This window comes from Nesterenkonia sandarakina (genome assembly GCF_003003175.1).
GTDB classification, from domain to species: Bacteria; Actinomycetota; Actinomycetes; order Actinomycetales; family Micrococcaceae; genus Nesterenkonia; species Nesterenkonia sandarakina_A.
The window spans coordinates 138768-164788 of record NZ_PVTY01000001.1 but is presented as its reverse complement, the minus strand read 5'-3'; the positions used below and the strand labels follow the sequence as shown (position 1 = coordinate 164788).

Sequence of the window (26021 nt, the reverse complement as noted above, 5' to 3'; positions counted from 1 at the left end):
GTCACCTGCACCGTCGATCCATTCCTGAGGAGAGCTGAGATGACTGTCATCCCGTCCCTGAATGTTCCACTGCTCAACGTCGATGTCACTCCGCTGCGCCGCGAGGAGCTGCTCGCCCACATCCGAGACGCCGCCCGCGAACACCGGCGGATGCTCGTCGCCGGACACAATCTGCACTCGGTCTACCTCTGGTACAGCCTGCCGGAGTTCCGCGACTTCTATGATCGTGCCGGCGCCGTCGTCGTCGACGGCATGCCGCTGCTGGCGCTGATGCGGATCGGGCTGAAGGTGCCGCTGCGCACCGAGCATCGCATCGGCTCCACCGACTGGGTGGAGGGCCTGGCGGATCTGGAGGGCATCGACCGGGTGACCCTGCTCGGCGGCACCCCGGCCGCAAGCGACGCGGTGCTCAAGCACCTGCGCTCACTCGGCGGGCAGGTGGACTGGCAGGCGATCCCCGGAGACCCGTGGCGCGCGGAGAACATCGAAGAGATCGCCGGCTCCATCCGGGACCACGACCCGCAGGTGCTGCTGATCGGCATGGGCATGCCGCTGCAGGAGCGCATCGCCGACCAGCTGGCCTCCCGCCTCGACGTCCCGGTGATCGCCACCGTGGGCGGCGCGCTGGATCAGCTCGGAGGCACCCAGTCGCTGGCTCCCCGTCGCCTCGGGGCGATGGGTCTTGAGTGGGCGTGGCGACTGGCCAACGATCCGCGACGGCTCGCCGGTCGCTACCTGCTGGAGCCCATGAAGCTCGCAGCCCTGCTGATGTTGAGGCCATGATGAGCATCGACACCCCCTCCCGGGTCGACACCGGGAACACCGTGCCGCTGCGCACCGAGCTCGAAGCACGCTTCGCCGCTGCACATGCCCGCTCACTGACCGCCATCATCCCCACCGTGGGCCGCCGGTCGCTCAAGCGCGCCGTGCGTTCGGTGCTGCGCCAGTCCTGGCAGACCACGGCGCTGGTGGTCCTGGACCGTCCCGAGAACGCCGCCAGCGTGGAGCGGCTGCTCGCCGGGCTGCCGCACATCATGGTGGTCACCCCGGGGGGTCTCGGGGGAGCCGGTGCCCGCAACCTCGGGGTGCGCAGCGCCAGCACGACGCATGTGGCGTTCCTCGACGACGACGACGAGTGGGTCTCTGAGAAGGCCGCGCTGCAGATGGCCGTGGTCGATGATGACACCGTCGTCAGCTCGCGGTCGCTGCTCGTGGGATCGTCGAGCCGCGTGGTCCCCGAACGGCTGTATCAGTCTGAGGATGCGCAGCCGGTGGTGGACTACATCCTCGACCGTTCCACGCTGCGACTGCGTCGAACCTTCATGCAGACCTCCTCGCTGCTGTGCAGCAGAGCCACCGCACTGGAGGTCCCCTGGAACGACGCGCTGACTCGACACCAGGACTGGGACTGGCTCGCCCGGCTCGAAGCTGCCGGCAAGACGCTGACCATGCTGCCCGAGGTGCTGGTCCGGGTGCACCAGGCCAGCGACGGCTCCATCTCGCGCAGCGCAGACTGGCAGGCCAGTTCACGCTGGATCGACTCGATCGACGCGGCGGGAACCGAGATCTCGCCACGCTCCCGCGCCGACTTCCGAGCCTCGGTGGTGGCGCGGGACGCCTTCGCCTCCGGGGCCTGGAATCAGGGGATCCGCCAGCTGGCGAAATGTCTGCGGGCTCGTCCGCATGCGGCGGCCGTGGTGGTCGCGATGTCCGGAATGCTGCAGGTCGGTGGTCATGGCTGACTCTCCGGCAGCCGGGGTCACGCCGACTCCCGGGCCGCACCGAAGCTGGACCGCGGTGTTCATGCGCACCGCGGGTCTGCGGATCGCCGTGCTCCCGATCAGTGCGATCTGCGCTCTCACGACGGCGGGGCTCACCGTGCACTACGCGGGGGTGCTCGCCTTCGGCTTCATCACCCTGGTCGCGCAGCTGCAGCTTGCGCTGCCGTTCGCCGATCTCGGGATGGGAGCGGCTGTCGCTCGAGCAGTGGCCCGGGCCGACGGATCGGCGAAGTCGCTGGAGGAGGTGCGCATTCTGATCCGGCGCACCGCGCTGCTGCTGACCGTGGTGGGACTTCTCGGGGCGCTGGCCTCCGCACTGAGCGGGGTATACGGCTTCTGGTCCAGGGTGTTCGACGTGCCTGCCGCGCTGGCGCCGCAGATCGACCTGGTGATGAGCCTGGTGCTGGTGATCTTCTTCCTGAGCCTCCCCCTGGGGATCGCGGAGCGCGTGCTGGTGGGTCGAGATCGTGCGGATGTCCTGGTCGTGCTGGGGCTGCTGCCCTCGGTCGGAAACCTGCTGGTGGTGCTGGTCCTGGGGCAGCTGGGCATCTCCGTGGCCTGGTTGGCGCTGGGACTGCCGCTGAGCACGCTGGGCTTCCTCGGCGTCTGCGGCTATCTCGCCTTCCTGCACCCGCGCATCGGCATCCGGGGGATCGCCGCCGCAGCCGTGCCGCTCTCCGCCGAACGCGGTGACCGCCGGAGGCGGGCGGCCGAAGGGACCTCGATCAAGCTGATCCTGCTCGGCGGGCTGCCGGTCCTGCTGGCCACCGCGGGGACGGTGCTCTCCGAGCAGCACGGCCGGATCGTGCTGGCCAGCGCGGCCACAGCGCTGGATCTGAGTGAGTACGCCATCGCCCTGCAGCTCTACATGCCGATCTACTCGGTCCTGTACATGGCAGCCACGGTGCTCTGGCCCCGCTTCGCCGTGGACCCGGGCCCTGACCTCTGGCGCCGCGCCAACCTCATGCTCACCGGTCTCGGCGGCGCCGCCGCCCTTGGGTATGTCGTCTTCGCACGGCCCGTGGCGGATCTCGTCACCGGCGGCAGCCTCGTGCCCTCCTGGGGCGTCGTGCTCGGGCTCGGTGCGGCCCTCGTCGCCCAGTCGGCGCATCTGACCCAGACGAACCTCTTCACCGACCGCCGAGGATTCTGGCTCCAGGCCGCGATGTCACTGGTTCTGCTCCTCGTCGTGGTGCCCGGCACGCTGCTCGGCATCCAGCTGGGACTGGGCCCGGCGGCGCCGGGAGTCTCCATGGCCATCGGGGTGACGCTGGCTCAGGTGATCCCAGGGCTCCTCCTGGCCTCCCGTCTGGTCCGCCGGCCGGACATCGGACCGACCGCTGCCGCCGAGGCCGACCTCTTTGCACCATCCCCGACGCCGGCCCCGCAGGCCGCTTCCCTAGAAAGGTGATCATCATGCACCCGTCATTTCGCAGGCTGCTGACTCCCGTCCCCGATCCGCTCCTCCGCCGGATCATGTACCGGCGCAAGTACGGCCGGTGGGGCAACTTCAGCTCACCCTCGCGGTTCACCGAGTTCCTGACCCAGCGGATGCTCGAGGACCGCAGCCCCGAGATCGCCTGGACCTGCGACAAGCGGGCGATGAAGGCCTACGCCGCGGAGCGGGCCCCGTGGATCAACGTGCCCGACACGCTGTGGCACGGCACCGACCTGAATGAGCTGGACCCCTCCACCCTGCCCGATCACTGGGTGATCAAACCGAACCATCGCAGCAAAGCGGTCTACTTCGGGGACCGCAGCACCACGATCGAGGACCTCCGCCGGGTGACGAAGGGGTGGCTGCTCCCGTATGACCGGATCGCGGTCGGTGAGTGGGCCTACGGGCAGGCACGGCGGGAGCTGATCATCGAGCCCCGCACCGGTGACGGAGCCCCGCTGCGGGAGCTCAACATCTTCGTCTTCCACGGCGAGTTCAAGATCCTGCACACCGATATGGGCCGCTTCCGGCAGTACTTCGCCGAGGTGTTCTATGACCGGGACTGGGAGCCGCTGGACATCAGCAACGGCGGGCCCCGAGGAGCCGTGGAACCACGGCCGAAGAACTTCGACGACATGGTGCGCGCGGCCGAAGCCCTCGCCGCGGGCTACGAGTTCATGCGCGTGGACCTGGCCAACGTCGACGGGGAGCTGTGGTTCGGGGAGCTCACGCCCTACCCCTCCGGCGGGATGGACCCCTTCACCCCGGAGTCGGTGGATATCCAGATGGGCGCCTGGTGGGCTGGATTCGACGATGTGAAGGACTACCCGGCAGAGCTGCGAGACCTGACTGATCAGACCCCGTCGAGCGCTGCGACGCCCCCGCCAGCTGTGGAACCGGTCGTGCGCAGAGCGCGCCGCGCACCCTCCTCGAGGCCTGTGCCGCAGGCCGTTCCTCTTGAAAGGTAGTCACCATGCACACCTCATTTCGCAGGCTGCTGGGCCCCGTCCCGGATCCGCTGCTGCGCCGGATCATGTACCGGCGCAGGTTCGGCCGGTGGGGGAACTTCGAGACCCCTTCGCGGTTCACCGAGTTCCTGAGCAAGCGGATGCTCGAAGATCGCAGTCCCGAGATCGCCTGGACCTGCGACAAGCGGGCGATGAAGGACTACGCCGCCGAGCGGGCCCCGTGGATCAACGTGCCGGAGACGCTGTGGCACGGCACCGACCTGGACGAGCTGGACCTCTCCACCCTGCCCGATCACTGGGTGATCAAGCCGAACCACCGATGCAAGGCCGTGCACTTCGGGGATCGCAGCACCACGATCGAGGAGCTGCGCCGGGTCACCAGGGGATGGCTGCGTCCCTATGACCGGATCGCGGTCGGGGAGTGGGCCTACACGCAGGCGCGGCGTGAACTCATCGTCGAGCCGAGGATCGGAAACGGGCGCCCGCTCATCGATTTCAAGACCTACGTCTTCTGCGGACGCATGCGGATCCTGCACACCGACGCGGGACGATTCACCGAGGACTTCCATGAGCTGTTCTACACCCGCGAGTGGGAGCCGCTGGACCTCATCAATGAGGCTCCCCGTGGGCCGGTCGCCCCTCGCCCGAAGAACTTCGATCAGATGGTGCGCGCCGCGGAGGCTCTGGGCGCCAGGTATGACTTCATGCGGGTGGACCTGTACAACCTCGACGGTGAGCTGTGGTTCGGGGAACTGACGCCGTACCCCTCTGGGGGAATGGACCCCTTCACACCTGATTCGGCGGACTTCCAGCTGGGCGCCTGGTGGGCGGGACGCGACACCGCGCAGGAGTGTCCGGACGGGCTGCCGCGGCTGATGGACGCCGCAGCCGACTCAGCGAGTCGCTCGATCCGGAAGGATGCGGTCGCTTCGGAGGACACCGTGGGTCCAGAGATCACCCTGGGGTCGGAGAACCTCGCCCTGGAAGACCTCGTCGAGCTGAACAGCACGGTGGTGCTGCAGGATGCGCTCGCCCGGACTGACACCATCGTCATCGAGCCTCCCACCGAGCGTGCCGTCCTGGCTGCCGCTGAGCGGCTCCGTCGCCAGGCGCAGAACGAGGAGTCGCTTCCATGACCAGTCAGCCTTCGATGGTGGACATCGCCAGCGTCGCGCCGAGCCTGGACTGGATGGGCTCTCCGGCGGGTCCGGCCACGGCCCGGCGCTGGCAGCGAGGCTATGCCAGGTGGCTGGTGGTCACCGATCTCGGGGTCATCGGCGGGGTCCTCGCCGTGGTCCATCAGCTGGCCCTGCCTGCGGCTCCGGCGGCGACCACTGCCGTCCTCGGCGTGCTCTGGATGACTGCGCTGAGCGTGAGTCGGTCTCGGGACTGGCGCCATATCGGGGCTGATGTGACGGAGTACCGCCGGGTGCTGGTGGCCACCTGCGCGAGCTTCGGGCTGCTGTTCACCGCGCTGGTCGCCTTCGACCTTGCCGTCCCGCGCGAACACCTACTCTGGTCGCTGCCGATCGGAGCGAGCGCGGTGCTGGCGGGGCGGTGGCTGTGGCGCCGGGTGCTGCATGCCCAGTGGCGTCGAGGGAGGTGGACCCACCGTGCCGTGGTGGTGGGACATCCCGCGAAGGTCCGCCACGTGGTCTCGGCGGTGCAGGGATCCAAGTCCGTGACCGGCACGAGCGTCACAGCGATCCACGAGGTGCGCGGCGATCACGCCGTCGATGACGTCGAGACTCGAGAGCGCGTCGTCGCGCAGGTCGTTGACGTCGTGACCCGCGGTGCCGCGGATCTGGTGCTCCTGACCGAGACGGATCTGTTCTCTGCCCAGGGGGTACGGGAGCTGGGCTGGGCGCTTGACGCGTTGGATGTGAACCTGGTCGTGGTGCCCTCCATCACGGAGACGGCCGGCTCGCGGATCACCTCCAACATGGTCGCAGGGGTTCCGCTGCTGCATGTGGCCTACCCGCGACTGACCGGCACAGCGCGGCTGACCAAGCGCACCTTCGACATCCTCTTCTCCGCGCTGGCACTGCTGATGCTGGCCCCGCTGCTGATCACGCTCGCGCTCTGGGTCCGGTGGGACAGCCCCGGGCCGGCGCTCTTCCGGCAGGAGCGCGTCGGGATCAACCATTCACGCTTCTCGATGCTGAAGTTCCGCTCGATGGTGGTCGACGCCGAAGACCGGCTCGCGACGCTCAGAGCCCAGTCTGAAGGCAATGCGGTGCTCTTCAAGATGCACCGGGATCCGCGGGTCACGCGCATCGGCGCGGTGCTGCGCAGGCTGAGCCTGGATGAGCTGCCTCAGTTCTACAACGTGCTGCGCGGGGAGATGTCGGTGGTGGGGCCGCGCCCGCCGCTGCCGCATGAGGTGGACGCCTACGACGACCACACGCACCGGCGGCTGCTGGTGAAACCCGGGATCACCGGGCTGTGGCAGGTGACCGGCCGTTCGGACCTCTCCTGGCAGGAGAGCGTCAGGCTTGACCTCTATTACGTGGAGAACTGGACGCTGCTCGGAGACATCCAGATCGTGGCTCGCACCGCGCGTGCGGTCTTCGGCGGGGCCGGGGCCTACTGACGCGGCCCGTTCGAGCTCTGCAGGGCAGGGCAGGCAGGTCAGGCAGCGCCGGCGACCTCGCGGTAGCGGGCGATCGCCGGGCCAGGCGCGCCGTCGGCGATGAGCCGGCCCGCCTCGAAGACCAGCACCCGGTCCGCGCGCGCGGCGAGCTGAAGGTCGTGGGTGGCCACGATCATCGGGGCCTCGAGACCCATCAGCAGCTCGGTGAACTCCACGGTGCTGCGCAGATCCAGCAGGGTGGTCGGCTCATCGGCTAGGACCAGCTCGGGCTCTGCGGCGAGCACACCGGCCAGGGCGACCTTCTGCCGTTCCCCGGAGGACAGGTCATAGATGCTCGAGTTCTCCCGGTCCCCGAGGCCCATGGTGTCCAAGATCTCACGACTGCGCTCCCGGCGTCCCTTGGGGGAGCTGATGCTGCGGCGCAGCGAGAACGCGATGTCCTCACCGACGACCGGCATGATCAGCTGCGCCTGCGGATTCGCGAAGATGAACCCAGGACGCACACCCGCGGGTCTGAGCTGGAGCGACCCTTCCGTGGGCGTCACCAGTCCCGCGATCAGGCGCAGCAGCGTGGACTTCCCAGAGCCGTTGGCGCCGATCACGGCGATCCGATGCTCGCGCAGCGTGAGGGTCAGCGGATGCAGGATCCGCCGCCGCGCACCCTCGGCCGTATCGACCTCGAATGCGACGGCATCGAGCGTCGTCGTTACACTAGAGAGGTTGTCCACCAAACCACCGATCTGAAACTGTCAGGCCGCCGCACTCTGTTCGGCCCGAAGGGAAGCTGCACCGTTGATCAGCGTATCCAATCTTGAACTCCGCGCCGGCGCGCGCCTGCTGATGGACGAGGTCAACTTCCGGATCGACTCCGGCGACAAGGTCGGGCTCGTCGGTCGCAATGGTGCGGGCAAGACGACGATGACCAAGGTGCTGGCTGGGCTGACCCAGCCCGCCGCCGGTCAGGTGGAGCGCCGGGGAAGCATCGGCTACCTGCCGCAGGACCCGAAGATCGACGACATGGAGCAGCTCTCCCGCGACCGGATCCTCTCCGCCCGTGAGCTCGACGTGATCACCGCGAAGCTGCGCAGCGCCGAGCAGGACATGATGAGCACCGACGACGACGTGCGCGACAAGGCCATGGTCCAGTACGGCAAGATCCAGACCCGGTTCGACGCCGCCGGAGGCTACTCCGCCGAGGCCGAGGCCGCGATGATCTGCAACAACCTGGACCTGCCCGAGCGGATCCTCACCCAGCCGCTGAAGACCCTCTCCGGTGGTCAGCGCCGCCGCGTGGAGCTCGCTCGGATCCTCTTCTCCGACGCCGACACGCTGCTCCTGGATGAGCCCACCAACCACCTCGACGCCGACTCCATCGTCTGGCTGCGCGATCACCTGCAGAGCTACGCCGGGGGAGTGCTGATGATCTCCCACGACGTGGAGCTCATCGAGTCCACCGTGAACAAGGTGTTCTACCTCGACGGCAACCGCACCACGCTCGACGTCTACAACATGGGCTGGAAGAAGTACCTGGTCCAGCGCGATCAGGACGCCGCCCGGCGCAAGCGCGAGTACGCCAACGCGGAGAAGAAGGCTTCCACGCTGCGCTTCCAGGCCGAGAAGATGCGCGCCAAGGCCACCAAGGCCGTGGCCGCGCAGTCCATGCTCAAGCGCGCCGACCGGATGATGGCCGGGCTCGAAGGTGAGCGCGCCGCCGAGCGGGTCGCGAACATCCGCTTCCCCGCCCCGGCCTCCTGCGGCAAGACTCCGCTCATGGCCGAGGGACTCTCGAAGTCCTATGGCTCGCTGGAGATCTTCACCGGGCTCGACCTGGCGATCGACCGCGGATCCCGCGTGGTCATCCTGGGCTACAACGGTGCCGGCAAGACGACCCTGCTGCGCCTGCTCGCCGGAGCCGCCGAGGCCGACTCCGGCCGGGTCATCAGCGGTCACGGGCTCAAGCTCGGCTACTTCGCCCAGGAGCACGACACCCTGGACACCGAGAGCTCGGTGCTGGAGAACATGAAGACCGCCGCACCGTTCCTCAACGACACCGATCAGCGCAAGATCCTCGGATCCTTCCTGTTCTCCGGCGACGACGTCAGCAAGCCGGCCTCGGTGCTCTCCGGCGGTGAGAAGACCCGCCTGGCGCTGGCCTCGCTGGTCGCCTCCAGCGCGAACGTGCTGCTGCTCGATGAGCCCACGAACAACCTGGACCCGGCCAGCCGCGAGGAGATCCTCGCCGCGCTGCGCACCTACGAGGGCGCCGTCGTCCTGGTCAGCCACGACCCCGGCGCCGTCGAGGCGCTGAGCCCGGACCGGGTGCTCCTGCTTCCCGACGGCGAGGAAGACCTCTACACCAAGGACTACGAAGACCTGATCACGCTGGCCTGAGCCAGGGGTGCCGGGTGGAGCCCTGCGCGCAGGACGAGTCCCCGCCCGCGGGGTGGGCCTCAGCGGTGCAGCCGCTGGTCCACCCAGGCGTCCTCGAGGTCCTCGTCGGAGAGCTTGCCGGTCTTGATCCGCTGTCGACGCCTGGCCTCGCGGACCCGATCCTGCGCCGGTGCCGAGGAGGCGGCGTGCACCGGGGCGCCGTCGGCACCCTCGGCGTGATGGGGCGCGTCCGAGATCAGCGCCTCGGCCTCCTCATAGTCCCGATTGCGGGCGTGGATCCGGGCGGCATAGCCCCAGCCGATGAAGCCGAGCAGCCCGAAGGTGATCCACTGCATCGAATAGGACAGGTGCGGGCCCTCGTCCTGGGAGGGGCGGATCAGCTGTCGCGGCGCGACCTCGGGCGCCGGTGACTCCTCGGCCATGAGTCCATAGCCGCCGGTCAGCAGATCGTAGTCCAGCTGATCCTGGTATCCCTCCAGATCGATGGAGGCCAGCTGACCCTCCGGTGCGCCACGGTTGATCTCCGGCTCGGCCGGGCGGATCCTGGCGACCAGGTCCACCTCGCCCTCCGGGGGAGCAGGATTCAGCGCCGGCTGGGAGCCGTCGGTGCTGTCGGTGGGCAGCCAGCCGCGATCGATGACGACGACGTCGTCGGTGCCGGCCACCGCGAACGGGACCACCGACTCGTAGCCCACCGAGCCGCTGTGTCCGCGGTTGCGGACCAGCCGGGAGTCTTCGGTCAGGTACTCGCCGCGCAGCTCGACCACGGTCCATTCGTCCTGCTCATCGGCCGCGTCGAAGAGCTCGCGGGCCTCGGCGTAGGCGATCGGGTCCTGGTCGTAGTTGTCCACGATCCGGTTGATCTCCTCCAGCGCGATCTCGCGGCGATCGATCTGCCATTGACCGAGGAACACGCAGGCCACGGCGAAGAGCACGCAGATGCCCAGCCAGCCCAGCCAAGTGGGGGTGAGCAGGAACCGGTAGCGGTTCACAGGTCGCTCCGCGGTGACTCATCGGCGGCACCGGTCTCCAGCGGCTCGGTGCTGCGCCAGAAGAGCCGCTGGGTGAGGTAGTTCTCGAGCCATGGGCAGTGCTCGTCGCAGGCGAGCCAGATCTTGCGCCGCTCCGGGGTGTGGACCTTGGGGTTGTTCCAGAGCACCTGCCAGATCGCGTCCTGCCGGCAGTCCTTGCGCGAGCACTGGGGAGTCTGCGGTCCGGGCTGCGCGCCGGCGCCGCCCAGGGTGTTCAGTAGGTCCATCAGCGGTGCGTGTCCTGATCATCGAGGGGCTGGGTCGATCGGTCCTGCGGCCCGTCATCACGGGGATCCTGGGCATCCACCGGCTCTGCTGAGCCGTTCTGGACCGCCGAGCCGTTCTGTGACTCGGGCGGCTCGTGATCCTCGGACTCGACGAGCTCCCCGGGGATCACCTCGGACTCGGCGACGCCGTTGGCGAAGCCGTTCTCGGAGGTGGGCTCGTCCTGCTCCCACCACTGCTGGTCTGCCTCCGGCTCACCCTCTTCATGCGTGGTGGTCAACAGGGCGGGGGCGTCCAGGTCCTCGGACTGTCGGCGGCCCATATACCGGTCGGCCCCGACATTGGCGGTGGTGACGGCGACGTAGGGCAGGATCACCGCGGCGGCCAGCAGGACCCAGGTCATCCAGTTCTGCAGGATCACCGCAAGGATGAAACACACCATACGGATGCCCATCGACACCGCATAGCGCACCAATCTCGAGTGCTGCTCGTCACTGTGCTTCTGAGGAGCATCAGTGATCGAGTGGACCTGGTCGCTCACCGGTCCATTCTAGGTGCCCAACCTGGTCGGCGACGGCGATGTGACGCGACGGTCACATACCGGCTGGCATAGGCTGTGCCGAGACGACCATCCGTGCCGTCGGCCCCGCATCCACGCGGGCGCGTCTTCGGACCCAGACCCGTAACAAGGAGACTCATGAGCGCACGCAGCGTTTTGATCACCGGAGGAAACCGCGGCATAGGCCGCGCCATCGCCGAGGCGTTCATCGCCAACGGGGACAAGGTCGCCGTCACCACGCGCAACGGAGACGCCCCTGAGGGAGCGCTCGGCGTGGCCGCCGACGTCACCGACGCCGCCTCCGTGGACGCCGCCTTCACCGAGGTGGAGCAGGCACACGGCCCGGTCGAGATCCTGGTCGCCAACGCCGGGATCACCCGTGACACCCTGCTGATGCGGATGAGCGAGGACGATTTCACCGATGTGCTCGACACCAACCTCACCGGAGCCTTCCGGGTGCTCAAGCGGGCCTCCAAGGGCATGATCCGGATGAAGAAGGGACGGGTCGTGCTGATCTCCTCGGTGGTCGGGCTCTACGGCTCCCCGGGGCAGATCAACTACGCCGCCTCGAAGTCAGGCCTGGTGGGCATGGCCCGCTCGCTGACCCGCGAACTCGGCAGCCGCGGCATCACCGCCAACGTCGTGTCCCCGGGCTTCGTGCGATCGGACATGACCGACGAGCTCGACGACGCCACGCAGGCCAAGTACCTGCAGAACATCCCGGCAGGTCGCTTCGCGGAGCCCACCGAGGTCGCCTCGGTGGTGCGCTGGCTCGCCTCCGAGGAGGCCGGCTACATCTCCGGCGCGGTCATCCCGGTCGACGGCGGCTTGGGCATGGGCCACTGAGCCGGACCTTCCGAACACCAGCAGCACCAGCATTCGAGCAGCACAAGAATTCCAGCACGCATCAGCACGAGCAGAACTGAGGACACAGTCATGACAGAGCAGGATCTCGCCGGCATCGGCGCCATCATCACCGGGTCATCGCGCGGCATCGGTGCCGCCACCGCGGCCCTGATCGGGGCGCGCGGCGCCGGCGTCGTCGTCAACTACCGGCAGAAGGCGCCCCGGGCGAAGAAGGTCGTGGCCGGCATCGAGGCCGAGGGCGGCCGCGCCGTCGCCGTGGGTGCGGACCTCACCGAGGCCGCAGGCGCCCGGGCGCTGGTCGACGCCGCGGTGGAGAACTTCGGTGCGCTGAACCTGCTGGTGCTCAACGCCTCCGGCGGCATGGAGTCCGGCCGCGGCGAGGACTATGCGCTGAAGCTCAACCGCGACGCTCAGGTGCAGATGGCGCGCACCGCGATCGAGGTGATGCCCTCGGGCTCACAGATCGTGTTCGTCACCAGCCACCAGGCGCACTTCATCGAGCAGACCGCCACCATGGACGCCTACGAGCCGGTGGCGCGCTCCAAGCGGGCCGGCGAGGACGCGCTGCTCGAGCTCATCCCGGAGCTCGACGCGAAGGGCATCACGCTCACCGTGGTCTCCGGGGACATGATCGAGGGCACCATCACCGCGACGCTGCTGGAGCGCGCCGAGCCCGGCGCCCTGGAGACCCGTCGCGAGGCCGCCGGCAGGCTCTACAGCGTGGAGGAGTTCGCCGCAGAGATCGCCGCACTCATCGGACGCAAGGATCTTCAGCAGGGGCACACGGAGCTCGTCGGCGGCGCCGAGGACTTCCTGGCCGCCAACGGCTGAGCCGCTCGTCCCGGGCGATCCGCGCGTGGAAGACCTCGGACTAGGGTCCGAACAGCAGGGAGGCGGTCGGGATCAGGATCAGGGCCGCCACCATCGCGACGATCCCGGCCAGCGCCGGGGTGCCCAGCGGTTCCGGCGGGATCAGCAGCCGGCTCAGCCTGGCGGTGGTGATCAGCGTCGACCGGTCCCGCCCTGGGGCATCTGTGGCCGAGGTCAGCTCTGCCGCCCCGCCACCGGGCTGAGCGTCGACGCCTGATCCCTCACGACGTACATCGCTGTGGTCCTGCCCGGCCGCGCTCAGCGCCAGCGCGCGCACCAGATCCTCCCTGTGGTGGGCGCGCAGAGCGCCGTCGTCGGCGAGCATCTCGGTGAGCTCGGTGACCGCGGCGCGTCCGTGCCGGGTGGTGGGCAGCCACGGCAGCGCCCGGTACCAGGCCTCGAAGGCCATGGTGAGGAAATGGTGCCGCTGCTGCAGATGGGTCTTCTCGTGAGCGACGACGGCGGCAAGCTCCGCCTCCGAGAGCTGGTCCAGCAGCCCCCGCGAGAGCACCGTGACCGAGCCGGAATGGGTCCGGCCGGGCAGGCAATAGGCCAGCGGCGCGTCGTGTTCAAGCACATGGGCGTGCAGCAGCTCGGGGGAGAGGTTCTGATGCCGCCCCAGCGCCGCGGCCTGGTTGCCGTCCACCGGGGTGGAGAGCAGCCGCACCACGTCGCGGTGCCGGCGTCGCTGACCCAGGACCCGCACATAGGTCAGCAGCAGCGTCAGCAGCAGGTGAGCGCCCAGCAGCACGCCGAGGCAGAGCGCGAAGATGTGGCCCGGATGGACGTGCAGCGCCGTCAGCGCGGCGAAGTCAGCGGCCGCCGAGAGGCGCAGCACGTGGACCGCGGCCTCGGGCACCGAGTCGCCGAAGGGCCCGAGCCCGTAGACGATCGGGGCGCCCACCATGGAGAGCCCCCCGGCCAGCGCGATCGCCTGCCAGAGCAGCATCGCCGCCCAGGGCGAGCGGACCCTGAACTTCGCGTGGCTCAGCACCCGGGGCACGGGGATGGCCAGCGCGAGGGCCAGCGCGGCGAGGCAGACGGCGAGAATGGTCACCGGACCAGTTTAATCTCCGGAGCAGGCGCGGATTCCGCGGCTGACCGGCTATTTCTGCAGCAGGCGACGCAGCGCGGCGGCCTCTGAATCAGGGATGCCCCCGATGAACCGGGCGAGCACGGCTTCGCGGTCCCCGGCGGTGCCCAGCACCTCGTTGAGCATCTCCACCGTGTGCTCCTCGCGGGAGGCGACGGCGGAGTAGCGGTGCGGGCGGGTGGAGCGTTCCCGCCGGACCATGTCCTTGCGCTCCAGTCGAGAGAGCACGGTCAGCACGGTGGTCACGGCGAGATCCTCGCCGAGCCGATCGCGAACGTCGTTCGCGCTGAGCGATTCGGCGCTGTCCCAGAGCAGGCTCATGACTGAGCGCTCAAGTCCTCCGAGAGTGGCCATCGTGATTGGGTTCCTTAGTGCGGTGACACGTCGACAATGCTGCTGAGAGCGTTCATCAGAGCGGCATCTCGGTCAGTTGATGTCAAAAGGATACTCCTGCCGACGCTCCGATTTCTACACGCTGTAGTAATCGTGTGTCATGTTGCGGCGACCGCTGCGGCGGCCGCTGCGGCGGCCAGCGCCTCGGGGCTCGGAGCGACGGCGTCGACCCCGCGTTCCAGCGGGATGCCCGACCCGTCGCGGCGCACCATCTCGGAGGGCAGATTCCGAGCCACGCCGTTGCGCGCGGCCCCGAGCGCCGGACCGATCCCGGCCCAGCCGAGCCGCAGATGGTCCTCCCCGCGCATGAAGCGGTGGGCCCGGACCCCTGCGGTGCCGCGACCCTTGGCGGGGAACTCGGAGAAGTCGGTGAGCTTGATGCTGCCGGCCTCGAAGCCCTCCAGCGGGGTGTCCCCGGCGGCGAGGGTCACGACCAGCGCGCCGGCGATTCCCTGGTCCTCGACGCGTCCCTGATCCGCCGCGTCGTCCTGCGCCCCCGCGGCGGGGACCACCGAGAACGCGATGACAGCGTCTTCGGGTGCCAGCTTGATCCCGAGCATCCCGGCCGCGGTGCGGCCCTGGGCCCGGACCAGCGCCGCCTCGAAGCGCAGCAGCTGCGCGCCGGCGGTGATGAAGCAGAGCTGATCGGCGTCGTCGGCGGCCACGGCTGCCCCGATGACCCGGTCCTGGGCGCGACCCTCGCCCTTGAGCGAGATCACCTCCCAGTCGTCGCGGTTCAGCGGGTAGTCGGGATTGACCCGCTTCACCCGGCCCTGGGCGGTGCCCAGCGCGATGACGGCATCCAGCGGGACGAAGGCGAGCAGCTCCTCGTTCTTCTCCAGGTGCAGGAACTCCTTGGCCTTCACGCCCTGGTTGAGATTGACCATTCCGGAGGACATCTCCACGGCGGGCATGTCCACCACCGGGACCCGGATCATCCGGCCGGCCGTGGTGACCGCGCCGATCTCGCCGCGGGCGCTGGTGGGCACCACGGAGATCAGCGCGTCGTGGCGGGCGCGCCGGGTCGGGTGCACCAGGGAGGAGCGGTTGGTGGTGCGGGCGAGCTGTCCTGAGCTGGAGAGCACCGCCCAGCAGGGGGCGTCGGGGATCTGCAGGCTGGTTCCGGCGGCGGGCGCAGCAGGGTCCGCCTGCGCGGAGACGGCGGGTGCGGCCTCGGCGTCGAGCAGCTCGGTGCGTCGGTCATCGCCGTACTTCGCGGCCACCTCGTCGAGCTCGTCGGCAACCAGGCCGCGCAGCCGTGCCTCGGAGCCCAGGATCGCCTGGAGCTCGGCGATCTCGGCCTCCAGGCGCTCCTTCTCCTGCTCGAGCTCCAGCGCGGAGTACCGTGTGAGCTGGCGCAGGCGCAGCTCCAGGATGTGATCGGCCTGGGCCTGGCTGAGATCGAAGATCGTCATCAGCCGGGTCCGGGCCGCGGCGGTGTCCTCGGCGGCGCGGATGATCTGGATGACCTCATCGATGTCGAGGATCGCGACGAGCAGCCCCTCGACCAGGTGCAGCCGGGCCTGGCGCCTGCGCAGCCGGTAGGCGCTGCGTCGGCGGACCACGTTGAGCCGGTGGTCCACATAGACCTGCAGCATCTCCAGCAGACCCAGCGTGCGCGGCTGGCCGTTGACCAGCGCGACGTTGTTGATCCCGAAGGAGTCCTCCAGCGGGGTGTGCCGGTAGAGCTGGGCCAGGACCGCCTGCGGGTTGAAGCCCGCCTTGAGCTCGATGATCATGCGCAGCCCGTGCTTGCGGTCGGTGAGGTCCAGGACGTCGGAGATGCCGGTGAGCTTCTTCGCCTGCACCGCATCCTTGATCTTCTCGATGACCTTCTCGGGCCCGACCATATAGGGCAGCTGGGTCACCACGATCCCGGTCTTGCGGGCCGAGACCTGCTCGATGGAGACCTTCGCGCGGGTCTTGAACGAGCCGCGGCCGGTGCGGTAGGCGTCGCGGATGCCCTCAAGCCCCACGATCCGTCCGCCGGAGGGCAGGTCGGGGCCGGGGATGTGCTGGATCAGGTCCTCGAGCGTGGACTCCGGGTGCAGGATCAGGTGCTTGGCGCCGTTGATGACCTCGCGCATGTTGTGCGGAGGCATGTTCGTCGCCATGCCCACCGCGATGCCGGAGGCCCCGTTGACCAGCAGGTTCGGGAAGGCGCTGGGCAGCACCCCGGGCTGGGTGAGCTGATTGTCATAGTTGGGCTCGAAGTCGACGACGTCCTCGTCGAGGTCGGCGGTCATCGACAGCGCCGCGGCGGTCATCCGCGCCTCGGTGTAGCGCGGGGCGGCGGGCCCGTCGTCGAGCGAGCCGAAGTTTCCGTGGCCGTCGACCAGCGGCAGGCGCAGCGCGAAGGACTGCGCCATCCGCACCAGCGCGTCGTAGATCGCGGCGTCGCCGTGCGGGTGCAGCTTGCCCATCACCTCGCCCACGACGCGGGCGGACTTCACATGGCCCTTCTCCGGGCGCAGGCCCATGTCGGCCATCATGTAGAGGATCCGGCGCTGCACCGGCTTCAGGCCGTCCCGGGCGTCAGGCAGGGCGCGGGAATAGATCACCGAATACGCGTACTCCAGGAAGGAGGTCTCCATCTCCGCGGAGACGTCGATGTCGATGATGTTCTCCTCCGGTGTGACCGGGGGAGTGTCGGCGCTCTTGGAACGGCGGGCCATAGCGGGTGTGCTGGTCCTGTATCTCTCGGTGGGCAGGTGCAGTCCCCGGCTGCCGGGCAGCCGAGAGGCCCGGAGGCTGTCAGGGGCTGGGTATCTATCTCCGGGCGGAGGTGGTTAGTCTTGATCCTATGGGTGAGACACCCCGAACCGGCGGATATCCGGCGCACTGGGAAGCAGATGTCGTGCTGCGCGATGGGGCTGCGGCCCATCTGCGCCCGATCAGCCCGGAGGATGCGGAGCGGCTGCAGCGCCTGCACTCCTCCCAGTCCGAGTCCTCGATCTATCTGCGCTATTTCACCTTCAAGTCGGCGCTGACCGAAAAGGAGCTCGCCCGGTTCACCCGGGTGGACCACGTGGACCGGGTCGCGATGGTGATCCTGCTCGACGAGGAGATCATCGGGGTCGGCGGCTACGACCGGATCGAGGGCACCAAAGAGGCCGAGGTCTCGTTCAACATCTCCGACCGGCATCAGGGCCGCGGACTCGGCTCGGTGCTGCTCGAGCACCTCGCAGCCGCCGGACGCGAGCGCGGACTGGAGCGCTTCTCCGCCGAGGTGCTCCCGGAGAACCGCAAGATGCTCGGGGTGTTCTCCGAGGCCGGCTATGAGACCCAGCGCAGCTTCGAGGACGGCGTGGTGATGGTGGAGTTTCCCATCGACCCGACCGAGAAGTCCCGGGCGGTGATGGAGGCCCGTGAGCATCGCGCCGAGTCCAGCAGCGTCGCGGAGCTGCTGGCCCCGGAACAGGTCGCCGTCATCGGGGCCTCCCGGGAATACGGCTCGGTGGGCTATCACCTGGTCCAGAACCTGATCGAGGGCCACTTCACCGGCGGCGTGCACTCGGTGAACCCGGAGGCCTTCGAGGTGGGCGGGGTGGAGGCCTACGCCTCGCTGGCGCACATCAAGCAGCAGGTGGACCTCGCCGTCGTCGCCGTGCCGGCCGAGCACCTGCCGGAGGTGATCGCCGACTGCGGCCGCAACGGGGTCAAGGGGATCCTGGTGATCACCGCCCCGGACCTGGGCCGGGACACTGACGAGGAGGACACCCGACGGCTGGACCAGCGGGAGCTGGTCAGGCTGGCCCGACGCTGGGGGATGCGGGTGATCGGTCCGGCGTCGGTCGGGCTGCTCAACACCGACCCGGACGTCTCGCTGAACGCCTCGCTGTCTCCGACGATGCCGCTGCGCGGGGGCGTGGGCCTGTTCAGCCAGTCCGCCTCGATCGGGGTCTCGCTCTTCGCGCAGGCCAATCGGCGCGAGCTCGGACTCTCCTCGGTGATCTCCGCGGGCAACCGGGCGGACCTCTCCGGCAATGACGCGATGCAGTACTTCGAGGACGACGACTCCACCCGCGCCGTCGGGGTCTATCTGGAGAGCTTCGGCAATCCGCGCAAGTTCTCCCGGATCGCTCGTCGGCTCTCGCGCACCAAACCGGTGGTCGTGGCGAAGTCCGATGTGATGGGACGCAGCCTGCCCCCGGGCCATGAGGTGCGCACCACCCGGGCGCCGATGGGAGCGGTGGACTCGATGCTGGAGCATTCCGGGGTGATCCAGGTGGGCAACCACGATTCGCTCATGGACGTGCTCCAGGTGCTCGCCACCCAGCCGCTGCCCGGCGGCGGACGCGTCGGGATCCTCTCGAACTCGCCGTCGATGAGCCGGATCCTCGCCGACACCGCCGGCACCCTGGACCTGACCGCGACCCGCGTCGTCGGGGACCTCGACCTTGATCTTCCCCGCGCCGAGGCCGACGCCGCGCTGGCCGGGGCCCTGGAGGCGCTCTTCACCGCAGAGGACGTGGACGCGGTGGCGCTGTGCCTGCAGCCCGCGGTCACCGGGGAGCACTATGACCACAGCCGGCTGATCTCGCAGACGGCGCGCCAGCACACCAAGCCGATGGTCGCGTCCTGGATCGGGGTGCTCGACACCAGCGTGCCGCTGAACCACATCGGCAATGCCGCGCCGGTGATCGAGAAGGGGTCGCTGCAGCAGGGCTTCCCAGTGTTCTCCTCCCCGGAGCGGTCGCTGACCGCGCTGGCGAAGATCGTGCGCTACCAGCGCTGGCGCTCCCAGGGCATCGGTGAGCCCTATGTGCCTGCCGGGCTCGAGGGCACCACGGTGGCCCGGCGCGGGGACGAGCTGCTCGACGGCTGGCTCGAAGAGGTCTCCGGCGCGCAGGTGCGGCAGCTCGAGCCGGAGCGCTGCGCGGAGCTGCTGGAGGCCTATGGGCTCTCGCTGCTGCGTTCGGTGGCGTTCTCCACCGAGGAGGAGGCGCTGGCCGCAGCCGAGACCCTCGGCTATCCGGTGGCGGTGAAGTCCACGAACTCCTACCTGCGTCACCGCCTGGACCTGGGCGGGGTGCAGCTGAACATCGAGGACCCCGAGGCGCTGCGCCGAGCCATCGCAGAGATGCGCCGGGTGCTGGCCGACTACGGGGCGGCGGGCCTGGAGCTGCAGTCCATGGCGCCGGCCGGTCAGGGCTGCGTGATCCGCGCGATCGAGGATCCGCTGATGGGTCCGGTGGTCTCCTTCGGGCTCTCCGGCGATGCGGTGGAGCTGCTGGACGACTGGGCGCACGCGGTGCCGCCGCTGACCGACCAGGACGTGCGCGGCCTGGTGAAGAGTCCCCGCGCGGCGAAGCGGCTCTTCGGCTATAAGGGCGTGCCCGCGGTGGACATCCCCGCCCTGGAGGACACGTTGCAGCGCGTGGCCACGCTGAAGGACAACCACCCTCAGGTGGCGTCTTTGGAGCTGACTCCGGTGCTGGCGTCCCCGGAGGGGGTCCAGGTGCTGCACGCCGCGATCGAGATCGCGAACCCCGAACAGCGCACCGACTCGGCCCGCCGCGCGATCAGCCGCTACTGACCCCCTCTTCCTGGGTGGTTGCGTTTTCCGGTCCTGACGTTCGGACCGGAAAACGCAACCACCCAGGATGGGGGGCGGGACGGACCCGGGGGACTCCGGCTTGGAGCAGCTTCGCCGCCAGCGCCTCCGGGTGGCTGAGATCGGTCCAGTCCCAGCGGATCAGCCCGCGTCCGGTGCGCCGGATCGCGTCCTCGCGCAGCTTCTCCGCGTAGTGCACCTCCTTGGCGGAGCGTCCCTGGAGCAGGGCCTCATCGAAGTACTTCCCGAGCCCGTCGAACTCCCCGACGATCCGCCGGCGGGATGATCCGGTCCGGGAGCCGTGCTCCACGATCCATTCGAAGTCCACGCGCTCGTCTCCGACGTCGGTGCCGATCCACACCTGGAGATTCGGGGCGGCGAAGCCCAGCTGGTGGATCACCGCCCGCGAGACTGATTCGCCGGGGGACTCGGCGCGAGCATCGGCGAAAGACAGCGCGGTCCTCCAGCGCTTGCTGAGCCGCGGCGACAGGAAGGTATCTCCCCAGGTCAGCGGATCTGTGCTCACCCCCGGCGGCGCCGCCAGCTGGTCCTGGGTCCGCTGCGCGAGGAACGCGTCGACCACCGCCACGGCCTCGGGGAAGTCCAGCCGCGAGACGGCGTCGGGCAGGGCGAGCTCCAGCGGCTCCACCCAGTATCCCGTCTCGGGTCCGGTCACGGCGGGCAGCACCGACGCCGGCAGCCGCATCTGCGCCTGGCGAAGCTCGCCGCACCGCTGCGCCTCCCGGGCGGCGCCGCGGGTCATCCCACGCGGCAGCACCGTCTCGAAGCGCCGGGTCGGCACGTTCAGCAGCGCGGCCGGCGTCGGGCCGTCGTGCGGATATCTGGTCTCGTAGGCGGTGAGCCAGCGTTCCGCGCTGGTGGTCCCGGTCATGGGCTCGCGCCTGCCGATCCCGACCAGGCTGGGGTCCTGCGTGCGCAGGGTCACGTGCGGCGGCGGCGTCGTCAGCGGGAGCCCATGGAGCAGCAGCGCGGATTCACGGCAGAACAGCGAGTTCGGCCGGCGGTGCGCCATGGCGGCCACGGCGATCTGCGCGCGAATCCACGGCGGCGAGCTCACCCACGCGTCGGCGTCGACATAGATGCCGCGGCGCACCCGCAGCAGCTCCGCGGCGGCCACGCGGGCGGAGAGCCGGGTGGCGCTGTGCAGGTCATCGGGCTGCCAGGCGGAGCGGATCAGCCGGATCGGCTCGGGGACGTCGAGATCGGTGGAAGCATTGCGCGTCATCGCTCCACCGTGCCGCAGGCCGGACCCACCGACCAGAGCGACCACTGAGCTGTGGAGAACCCCACCCCTCCTGGGCAGTTGCAGATTCCGGTGGATACGTTGCTACCGGAATCTGCAACTGCCCAGGAGGGGTTAGAGGACTTTGCCGGTGGTCTGGATGTGCTCGCGCAGCAGCGCCAGGCCCTGGTCCAGGCTGACCTTGGGGGTCCAGTCCAGCGCCTGCCGGGTGGTGCGCTGGTCGAACCAGTGCGCGGTGGAGAGCTGCTCGGCGAGGAACTTCGTCATCGGGGGCTCGTCGGCGCGCGGGCCGGCGAGCTTCTCGCTCAGTGCCCAGACGCGTTCGACGACGGCGCCCAGTCCCTTGGCGAGCCCGGGGGCCAGGCGCAGCCGGGGTGCCGGGGCGCCGCCTGCCGCGGCGATGCCGGTGATCAGCTCCGCGATCGGGCGGGGCTCGCCGTTGGTGAGGACCAGCCGCTGTCCGGCGATCTGCGGGAGCCGGCGCAGTCCGGCGAGGAAGGCGTCCACGGCGTTGTCGATGTAGAGCATGTCCACCAGCGCGGCCCCGGAGCCGAGGATCGGCATCCGTCCGGAGCGGGCGCGGTCGATGATCCGGCTGGTCAGCTGCCCGTCGCCGGGGCCCCAGACCAGATGCGGACGCAGGATCAGCACATTGAGATCGCTCGCCCCGCGGGCCTCGGCGATGAGCTCGGCCTGGGCCTTGGTCTGCGCGTAGCTGCCCACGGCGTGCTGCGGATCGGCCGGGCCGGCCACCGCGCCGATGAGCGAGGCTCCGGCGTGGGCCACCGAGGGGGAGGAGACATGCAGGAAGTCGGTCACGCCGGCGGTCACCGCGGCGTCGAGCATCCGCTGGGTGCCGCGCACGTTGACCTCCACGAAGTCCTCGTGCCGACCGGAGACCGAGACCTTGGCGGCCATGTGGATCACGGCGTCCTGGCCGGCGGCGGCGCGGGCGACGGCGGCGGGATCGCTGAGCGAGCCGCGCACCTCGTGCACCCCGGCCAGTCCGGAGGCGCCGCGCTGCAGCACCGTGACCCGATAGCCCTCCTCGACGAGTCGCTGGGCCACGCTGCGGCCGAGCAGCCCGGAGGCGCCGGTGACCAGAACCGAGGCACCGGGCTCGATCAGCCGGCTCACGGAGCCCCGACCTTCTCGCCGGCGAGCACCTTCTCGGCCCAGCGGGCCAGCCGGGTGCGATCGATCTTGGAGTTGTGCCGCACATCGGTGGGCAGCTCCTCGAGCACCAGCACCGCGGCCACCGGCACCGAGCCCGCGGCCTCGCGGACCCGGGCGGCGAAGCTGGTCTCGGCCACCGGCGAGCGGCCGGTGCGCAGGCTGCGGTCGGAGCCCGGCTCCACGATCACGACGACGGCCTGGGTGCCCTGCGGACCCACCGGCACGGCGGCGCTGCGGGCCACCTCCTCGAGCGCGTCGACCGGGGTCTCCACGGTCCCGGGGCCGAGCGGCCCGGCGGGGGTGGTGAGCACATGCTGCAGCCGACCCTCGATCCAGAGCCGGTTCTCGGCGTCGAAATGTCCGATGTCGTTGGTCCGGTGCCAGATCAGCCCGTCCAACGTGTCCCGGCTGGAGTCCCGCTCGGTCTGCCAGAGCCGGTCGTAGCCGGCCTTCAGGTGCGCGGCGGAGACCACGATCTCGCCCAGCCTGCCGACGGCCTGGCTGGGATCCAGCAGCTCCTCGGAGGGTCGGCCCAGTCCGTCCAGCGGAGCCAGTGCGAAGCGCACGCCCGCGACCGGGGTGCCCACGCAGACGCCGGACTGGCCGGTGGCGATCGCCTCGATCACCTGCCGGCGCTCGATGTCCGCCTGCAGCAGACCCTCGGTCATGCCATAGGGGGTGTGGATCTCGGCGTTCGGGAAGATCTCCTGGACCGCGTCGAGCAGGTCCGGGTGCACCGGCGCTCCGGCGGAGAGGACCAGCTTGATGTCGGAGAGTCCGCGGTGCTGCAGCGCGCTGAGCTCGCCGGCGGTGGCGACGACGTTGCGCAGCGCCGCGGGGGAGCCGAAGAACATCGTGGCGTCCCCGGCCAGGGCGGCGTCCGCCACGGCCTGGGCGGTCAGCGTGGACGGACGGGTCACCGACATGTCGGGCGTCACCGAGGTGGCGCCGATGGCGGGGCCCAGCAGCGCGAACGGCGCAAAGCCGGCGATCAGCGAGGCTCCGGGGCTGATGTTCAGGTGCTCGACCAGCAGCGCCACCAGCGCGCCGAGCCGACCGTGGGTGTACATGACGCCCTTGGCCGGTCCGGTGGAGCCGGAGGTGAACAGGATCGCCACGGGATCCTCAGCGTCAGGGGTGGGCAGCTGGTCCGGGGTGGCGCCCTCGTGGCGGCGCAGCAGGGCCTCCACGGAGGTCACGGTGCCCAGCAGGCGCGCGCGGCGGGAGGAGAGGTTCTGCACGCTGATCCGCTTGCCGGGCCAGCCGAGGCTGCGCGCCAGGGTCAGGCCGGGCAGCTCGCCGATGACCCAGTCGGGGCGTGCGGCCCGGACGGCGCGGGTCATCCCGCGCACTCCCAGGCCGGCGTCGGCGACCACGGCCACGGCGCCGATGCGCATGCAGGCGTAGAGGATCACGGTCAGGGAGGCGCCGGGCTGGACCAGCAGCGAGACCCGGTCGCCGTGGCGGACACCGGTATGGGTCAGGCCCACGGCCAGCGCGTCCACCTGAGCGTGCAGTTCGGCCCAGCTCAGCGCACGGTCACCGGTGGCGGCGTCCTCGGCGCTGCTCCAGGCTTCAGGCTCGGCCGTCATGTCGACGACGGCGGGGCTCATCCGGCGCTCGGAGCGGGCCAGCTCGGTCATCTGCTCGTGCAGCCCGAGCACCTTCCGCGCCGGGGCGGGAGACCTCAGCGCGGCGCGGACTTCTCTGCCGGCGCCGAAGTGGTCATCGAGCCAGGTGAAGATGGGGGTGCTCAGGTCGCGGTCCTCGGCGAGCATGTGCCCGGCACCTTCGAAGCGGTGCAGGTCGGCGTGCGGCACCCGGGACTGCAGATCGGCGAGATAGCGGTCCTGGAACACCGGGTCCTTGGGTCCCCAGAGCAGCAGCGTGGGCTTGTTCCACTCGCGCAGGCCGGAGGAGACTCCGGTGAGCGCGGCGCGGGAGACGTGGGAGTTCTCCGCGGGGATGTCGGCGACGAACCCGCCGATGCCGCCGCGTCCGTTCCGGGACGTGTAGGGGGCCCGGTAGGCGTCGCGGACCTCGTCCGGCAGGGTCTGCTCGGCCAGTCCGAGAGTGACCTTCAGAAATCCTTCGCTGGTGACCGTCGCGGCGGGCAGCACCGCTGGGGCCATCGCGGCGCGCAGCGCGGCGGGCACCTGATCGGCCTCGGGGTGGTCCACGGCGGTGTTCAGCGTGATGGCGGCGTCGACCTGGCCGCGCTGACGGACGGCCCAGCCCAGCGAGATGATGCCGCCCCAGTCGTGTCCGAGCGTGACCAGCCGGGAGCTGGTGTCCACGTCCAGGGCGTCCATGAGGGCGTCGAGGTCGCCCAGCCGGGTCGCGAGCCGGCGGTAGCTGACCGCGTCGGCGGCCGGGGGGACCGGGTGGGAGAGCCGGTCGGAGAAGCCCATGTCCAGCTGGTCGGGGGCGATCACCCGCCAGGCGGCGCCGTTCTGCGCGCGCTCCAGGGATCCGGCGATCACCTTGCGCCACAGGTAGGACCAGGTGGGGTTGCCGTGCACCGCGAGGATCGTGCCGGTGGGGGTGATCCCGCGGGCGGCCAGCGCCGGTCCGGTGTCCAGCACGTGGAAGGTCCGGGCGCCGTCGTCGGTCTTGGCGGTCACCAGGCGGGACCATGCAGGGTCCAGGCCCGGGAACCGAGTCCCGGGGGCGTGGTCGGCGGGCAGCCGCGCCGGGGCGGCGGGAATCGGCGTGAAGCGCGGGTTCAGGCTCACCATTCGATCTCCAGCATCGCAGTGTTGAGTCCGGAGCCGACGCCCATGCAGAGCACGCGGTCTCCGGGTTGGAGCCGCTCGGTCTCCCGGGCAAGGGTGATCGGCAGCGAGGCCGGTCCGACGTTGCCCAGCTCCGGGTAGGTGATCGGGACCCGCTTCTTGTCCAGCTTGGCGGCCTTCACGATCGAGGAGGTGTGCAGCTGGGAGACCTGGTGCGTGATGTAGGAGTCCATCGAATCCCAGTCGAAGTGCTCGCGGGCCTCGTTGAACGCGTCCATGACCAGCTCCAGGCCGCCGTCGAGCAGGCCGCGGGCATCGGTGAACATGCCGTTGTGGTCACCCACGCAGAGACCATGGTGCTGCGTCGCCGCCCGGGTGACGCCGCCGACGATCCGGTGACCCTCCGAGTGCTGATCCGCGGGCCCGATCACTGCCGCGGCAGCCCCGCAGCCCAGGGTGAGCGAGGCGAACTCCGCCATGAAGTCCTCCCGGGAGGCCATCTTCTCGAGCGAGTTGATCCGCTTGATCGTGGCGTCCTGGACCTTCCGGGTGTCCTCCCCGTTGACGATCAGCACGTATTTGGCCTGGCCGGCGTCGATCATCGAGCTGGCCAGGGTGATCGCGTTGACGAAGCCCAGGCAGGCGTTGGTGATGTCGAAGTTCATCGCCGAGGTGGGCAGCCCGAGGTCATGGTGGATCCCCACGGCCACGGAGGGCTCCAGATGCTCGCGGGACACCGAGGTGTTGATCATCATGGAGACGTCCTCGGGTGCGATCCCGGCGGCGGCCAGCGCCCGGCGCCCGGCCTCTGCGGTGCCGGCACGCACATCACCGGGTCCTGACCAGTGGCGGCGCGTCTTCACCCCCGCGACCCGTTGGAGCAGCCCGGTGGGCAGCTTGAGACGTTTGAGCGCATCCGCCAGGCGCCGATCGAGGTCCTTCGATGTGAGGACCTCCGGGGCCAGCACCTCCGTCACGGAGAGGAGGGCGGCGTTGCGGTGATGAAAAGTAGCGTTTCCTGACACCGGACCAGTATCCCGTATGTGGGGCGCACCGGCGAATCCCGCCACCGGATAGCAT

21 protein-coding genes are annotated in these 26021 nt (G+C 69.8%); 10 read left to right on the top strand and 11 right to left on the bottom strand.

What is annotated here, in order from left to right:
- The first annotated feature begins 39 nt into the window (after nucleotides 1-39).
- The 6 genes from BCL67_RS00705 to BCL67_RS00680 are packed head-to-tail and all read left to right on the top strand — an operon-like array spanning nucleotide 40 to nucleotide 6780.
- Nucleotides 40-783, top strand: coding sequence for a WecB/TagA/CpsF family glycosyltransferase (locus BCL67_RS00705; RefSeq protein WP_106121557.1), 744 nt, complete (start codon nucleotides 40-42; stop codon nucleotides 781-783).
- Nucleotides 783-1742: a glycosyltransferase family 2 protein gene (locus BCL67_RS00700; protein ID WP_219886331.1), complete on the top strand. Its 960-nt coding sequence runs from the start codon at nucleotides 783-785 to the stop codon at nucleotides 1740-1742. Before BCL67_RS00705 ends, BCL67_RS00700 begins: the two co-directional genes overlap by 1 nt.
- The gene (locus BCL67_RS00695) at nucleotides 1735-3192 is read left to right on the top strand and encodes a hypothetical protein (RefSeq protein WP_146131042.1); all 1458 of its coding nucleotides are present in this window, start codon (nucleotides 1735-1737) and stop codon (nucleotides 3190-3192) included. Before BCL67_RS00700 ends, BCL67_RS00695 begins: the two co-directional genes overlap by 8 nt.
- A gap of 5 nt (nucleotides 3193-3197) precedes the next feature.
- A complete protein-coding gene (locus BCL67_RS00690; RefSeq protein ID WP_146131041.1) occupies nucleotides 3198-4187 on the top strand; it encodes an ATP-grasp fold amidoligase family protein in 990 nt (329 codons plus the stop codon).
- Nucleotides 4188-4192: 5 nt separating this feature from the next.
- The gene (locus BCL67_RS00685; protein WP_106121553.1) at nucleotides 4193-5323 is read left to right on the top strand and encodes an ATP-grasp fold amidoligase family protein; all 1131 of its coding nucleotides are present in this window, start codon (nucleotides 4193-4195) and stop codon (nucleotides 5321-5323) included.
- Entirely contained in the window at nucleotides 5320-6780 is a 1461-nt protein-coding gene (locus tag BCL67_RS00680; RefSeq protein WP_106121552.1) for a sugar transferase, read from the top strand. Before BCL67_RS00685 ends, BCL67_RS00680 begins: the two co-directional genes overlap by 4 nt.
- A 38-nt stretch (nucleotides 6781-6818) precedes the next feature.
- On the opposite strand, the gene BCL67_RS00675 is transcribed toward BCL67_RS00680, so the two are convergent.
- A complete protein-coding gene (locus tag BCL67_RS00675) occupies nucleotides 6819-7508 on the bottom strand; it encodes an energy-coupling factor ABC transporter ATP-binding protein (protein WP_106121710.1) in 690 nt (229 codons plus the stop codon).
- A 64-nt stretch (nucleotides 7509-7572) separates the two neighbouring features.
- Here BCL67_RS00675 and BCL67_RS00670 point away from each other — a divergent pair, with 64 nt between their 5' ends.
- Nucleotides 7573-9171, top strand: a complete 1599-nt coding sequence (locus BCL67_RS00670; RefSeq protein ID WP_106121551.1) for an ABC-F family ATP-binding cassette domain-containing protein — start codon at nucleotides 7573-7575, stop codon at nucleotides 9169-9171.
- Between the two features lie 59 nt (nucleotides 9172-9230).
- Here the strand turns inward: BCL67_RS00670 and BCL67_RS00665 are convergent, their stop codons facing one another.
- The 3 genes from BCL67_RS00665 to BCL67_RS00655 are packed head-to-tail and all read right to left on the bottom strand — an operon-like array spanning nucleotide 9231 to nucleotide 10968.
- Complete coding sequence (locus BCL67_RS00665) at nucleotides 9231-10163, bottom strand: SURF1 family cytochrome oxidase biogenesis protein (protein ID WP_106121550.1); 933 nt, start codon at nucleotides 10161-10163, stop codon at nucleotides 9231-9233.
- Nucleotides 10160-10429: an acetone carboxylase gene (locus BCL67_RS00660; protein WP_106121549.1), complete on the bottom strand. Its 270-nt coding sequence runs from the start codon at nucleotides 10427-10429 to the stop codon at nucleotides 10160-10162. Before BCL67_RS00660 ends, BCL67_RS00665 begins: the two co-directional genes overlap by 4 nt.
- Complete coding sequence (locus BCL67_RS00655) at nucleotides 10429-10968, bottom strand: DUF3099 domain-containing protein (protein ID WP_106121548.1); 540 nt, start codon at nucleotides 10966-10968, stop codon at nucleotides 10429-10431. Before BCL67_RS00655 ends, BCL67_RS00660 begins: the two co-directional genes overlap by 1 nt.
- A gap of 156 nt (nucleotides 10969-11124) precedes the next feature.
- Here BCL67_RS00655 and BCL67_RS00650 point away from each other — a divergent pair, with 156 nt between their 5' ends.
- On the top strand, nucleotides 11125-11832 hold the full coding sequence (locus BCL67_RS00650) for a beta-ketoacyl-ACP reductase (protein WP_106121547.1): 708 nt from the start codon (nucleotides 11125-11127) through the stop codon (nucleotides 11830-11832).
- A 90-nt stretch (nucleotides 11833-11922) separates the two neighbouring features.
- Nucleotides 11923-12684 (top strand): SDR family oxidoreductase, encoded by a 762-nt coding sequence (locus tag BCL67_RS00645; protein WP_106121546.1) that lies wholly within the window; start codon nucleotides 11923-11925, stop codon nucleotides 12682-12684.
- Between the two features lie 40 nt (nucleotides 12685-12724).
- Here the strand turns inward: BCL67_RS00645 and BCL67_RS00640 are convergent, their stop codons facing one another.
- The 3 genes from BCL67_RS00640 to BCL67_RS00630 form a co-directional block, all read right to left on the bottom strand.
- Complete coding sequence (locus BCL67_RS00640; RefSeq protein WP_258174643.1) at nucleotides 12725-13780, bottom strand: M56 family metallopeptidase; 1056 nt, start codon at nucleotides 13778-13780, stop codon at nucleotides 12725-12727.
- A 48-nt stretch (nucleotides 13781-13828) separates the two neighbouring features.
- Complete coding sequence (locus BCL67_RS00635) at nucleotides 13829-14170, bottom strand: BlaI/MecI/CopY family transcriptional regulator (protein ID WP_106121545.1); 342 nt, start codon at nucleotides 14168-14170, stop codon at nucleotides 13829-13831.
- A 137-nt stretch (nucleotides 14171-14307) separates the two neighbouring features.
- The gene (locus BCL67_RS00630) at nucleotides 14308-16884 is read right to left on the bottom strand and encodes a DNA gyrase/topoisomerase IV subunit A (protein WP_106121544.1); all 2577 of its coding nucleotides are present in this window, start codon (nucleotides 16882-16884) and stop codon (nucleotides 14308-14310) included.
- A 128-nt stretch (nucleotides 16885-17012) separates the two neighbouring features.
- On the opposite strand from BCL67_RS00630, the gene BCL67_RS00625 reads away from it, so the two are divergent.
- Entirely contained in the window at nucleotides 17013-19748 is a 2736-nt protein-coding gene (locus BCL67_RS00625) for a bifunctional GNAT family N-acetyltransferase/acetate--CoA ligase family protein (protein ID WP_106121543.1), read from the top strand.
- Here BCL67_RS00625 and BCL67_RS00620 read toward each other — a convergent pair.
- The 4 genes from BCL67_RS00620 to BCL67_RS00605 all read right to left on the bottom strand — a co-directional run bounded on the left by BCL67_RS00620 (nucleotide 19735) and on the right by BCL67_RS00605 (nucleotide 25966).
- Nucleotides 19735-21012, bottom strand: a complete 1278-nt coding sequence (locus BCL67_RS00620; protein WP_146131040.1) for a hypothetical protein — start codon at nucleotides 21010-21012, stop codon at nucleotides 19735-19737. The two genes, BCL67_RS00625 and BCL67_RS00620, sit on opposite strands and share 14 nt — an antisense overlap.
- A gap of 132 nt (nucleotides 21013-21144) precedes the next feature.
- Nucleotides 21145-22167 (bottom strand): NAD-dependent epimerase/dehydratase family protein, encoded by a 1023-nt coding sequence (locus tag BCL67_RS00615; protein ID WP_258174641.1) that lies wholly within the window; start codon nucleotides 22165-22167, stop codon nucleotides 21145-21147.
- Nucleotides 22164-24944 carry an alpha/beta fold hydrolase gene (locus BCL67_RS00610; protein WP_106121541.1) on the bottom strand — a complete coding sequence of 927 codons (2781 nt, stop codon included), beginning with the start codon at nucleotides 24942-24944 and terminating at the stop codon, nucleotides 22164-22166. Before BCL67_RS00610 ends, BCL67_RS00615 begins: the two co-directional genes overlap by 4 nt.
- Entirely contained in the window at nucleotides 24938-25966 is a 1029-nt protein-coding gene (locus tag BCL67_RS00605) for a 3-oxoacyl-ACP synthase III (protein WP_106121540.1), read from the bottom strand. Before BCL67_RS00605 ends, BCL67_RS00610 begins: the two co-directional genes overlap by 7 nt.
- Between the last annotated feature and the right edge of the window lie 55 nt (nucleotides 25967-26021).

What these genes read in the sequence shown, in the direction of transcription:
- BCL67_RS00705 (WP_106121557.1), top strand. Translation starts at nt 40, where the DNA reads ATGACTGTCATCCCGTCCCTGAATGTTCCACTGCTCAACGTCGATGTC.
- BCL67_RS00700 (WP_219886331.1), top strand. Translation starts at nt 783, where the DNA reads ATGAGCATCGACACCCCCTCCCGGGTCGACACCGGGAACACCGTGCCG.
- BCL67_RS00695 (WP_146131042.1), top strand. Translation starts at nt 1,735, where the DNA reads ATGGCTGACTCTCCGGCAGCCGGGGTCACGCCGACTCCCGGGCCGCAC.
- BCL67_RS00690 (WP_146131041.1), top strand. Translation starts at nt 3,198, where the DNA reads ATGCACCCGTCATTTCGCAGGCTGCTGACTCCCGTCCCCGATCCGCTC.
- BCL67_RS00685 (WP_106121553.1), top strand. Translation starts at nt 4,193, where the DNA reads ATGCACACCTCATTTCGCAGGCTGCTGGGCCCCGTCCCGGATCCGCTG.
- BCL67_RS00680 (WP_106121552.1), top strand. Translation starts at nt 5,320, where the DNA reads ATGACCAGTCAGCCTTCGATGGTGGACATCGCCAGCGTCGCGCCGAGC.
- BCL67_RS00660 (WP_106121549.1), bottom strand. Translation starts at nt 10,429, where the DNA reads ATGGACCTACTGAACACCCTGGGCGGCGCCGGCGCGCAGCCCGGACCG.
- BCL67_RS00650 (WP_106121547.1), top strand. Translation starts at nt 11,125, where the DNA reads ATGAGCGCACGCAGCGTTTTGATCACCGGAGGAAACCGCGGCATAGGC.
- BCL67_RS00645 (WP_106121546.1), top strand. Translation starts at nt 11,923, where the DNA reads ATGACAGAGCAGGATCTCGCCGGCATCGGCGCCATCATCACCGGGTCA.
- BCL67_RS00635 (WP_106121545.1), bottom strand. Translation starts at nt 14,170, where the DNA reads ATGGCCACTCTCGGAGGACTTGAGCGCTCAGTCATGAGCCTGCTCTGG.
- BCL67_RS00630 (WP_106121544.1), bottom strand. Translation starts at nt 16,884, where the DNA reads ATGGCCCGCCGTTCCAAGAGCGCCGACACTCCCCCGGTCACACCGGAG.
- BCL67_RS00625 (WP_106121543.1), top strand. Translation starts at nt 17,013, where the DNA reads ATGGGTGAGACACCCCGAACCGGCGGATATCCGGCGCACTGGGAAGCA.
- BCL67_RS00620 (WP_146131040.1), bottom strand. Translation starts at nt 21,012, where the DNA reads ATGACGCGCAATGCTTCCACCGATCTCGACGTCCCCGAGCCGATCCGG.
- BCL67_RS00610 (WP_106121541.1), bottom strand. Translation starts at nt 24,944, where the DNA reads ATGGTGAGCCTGAACCCGCGCTTCACGCCGATTCCCGCCGCCCCGGCG.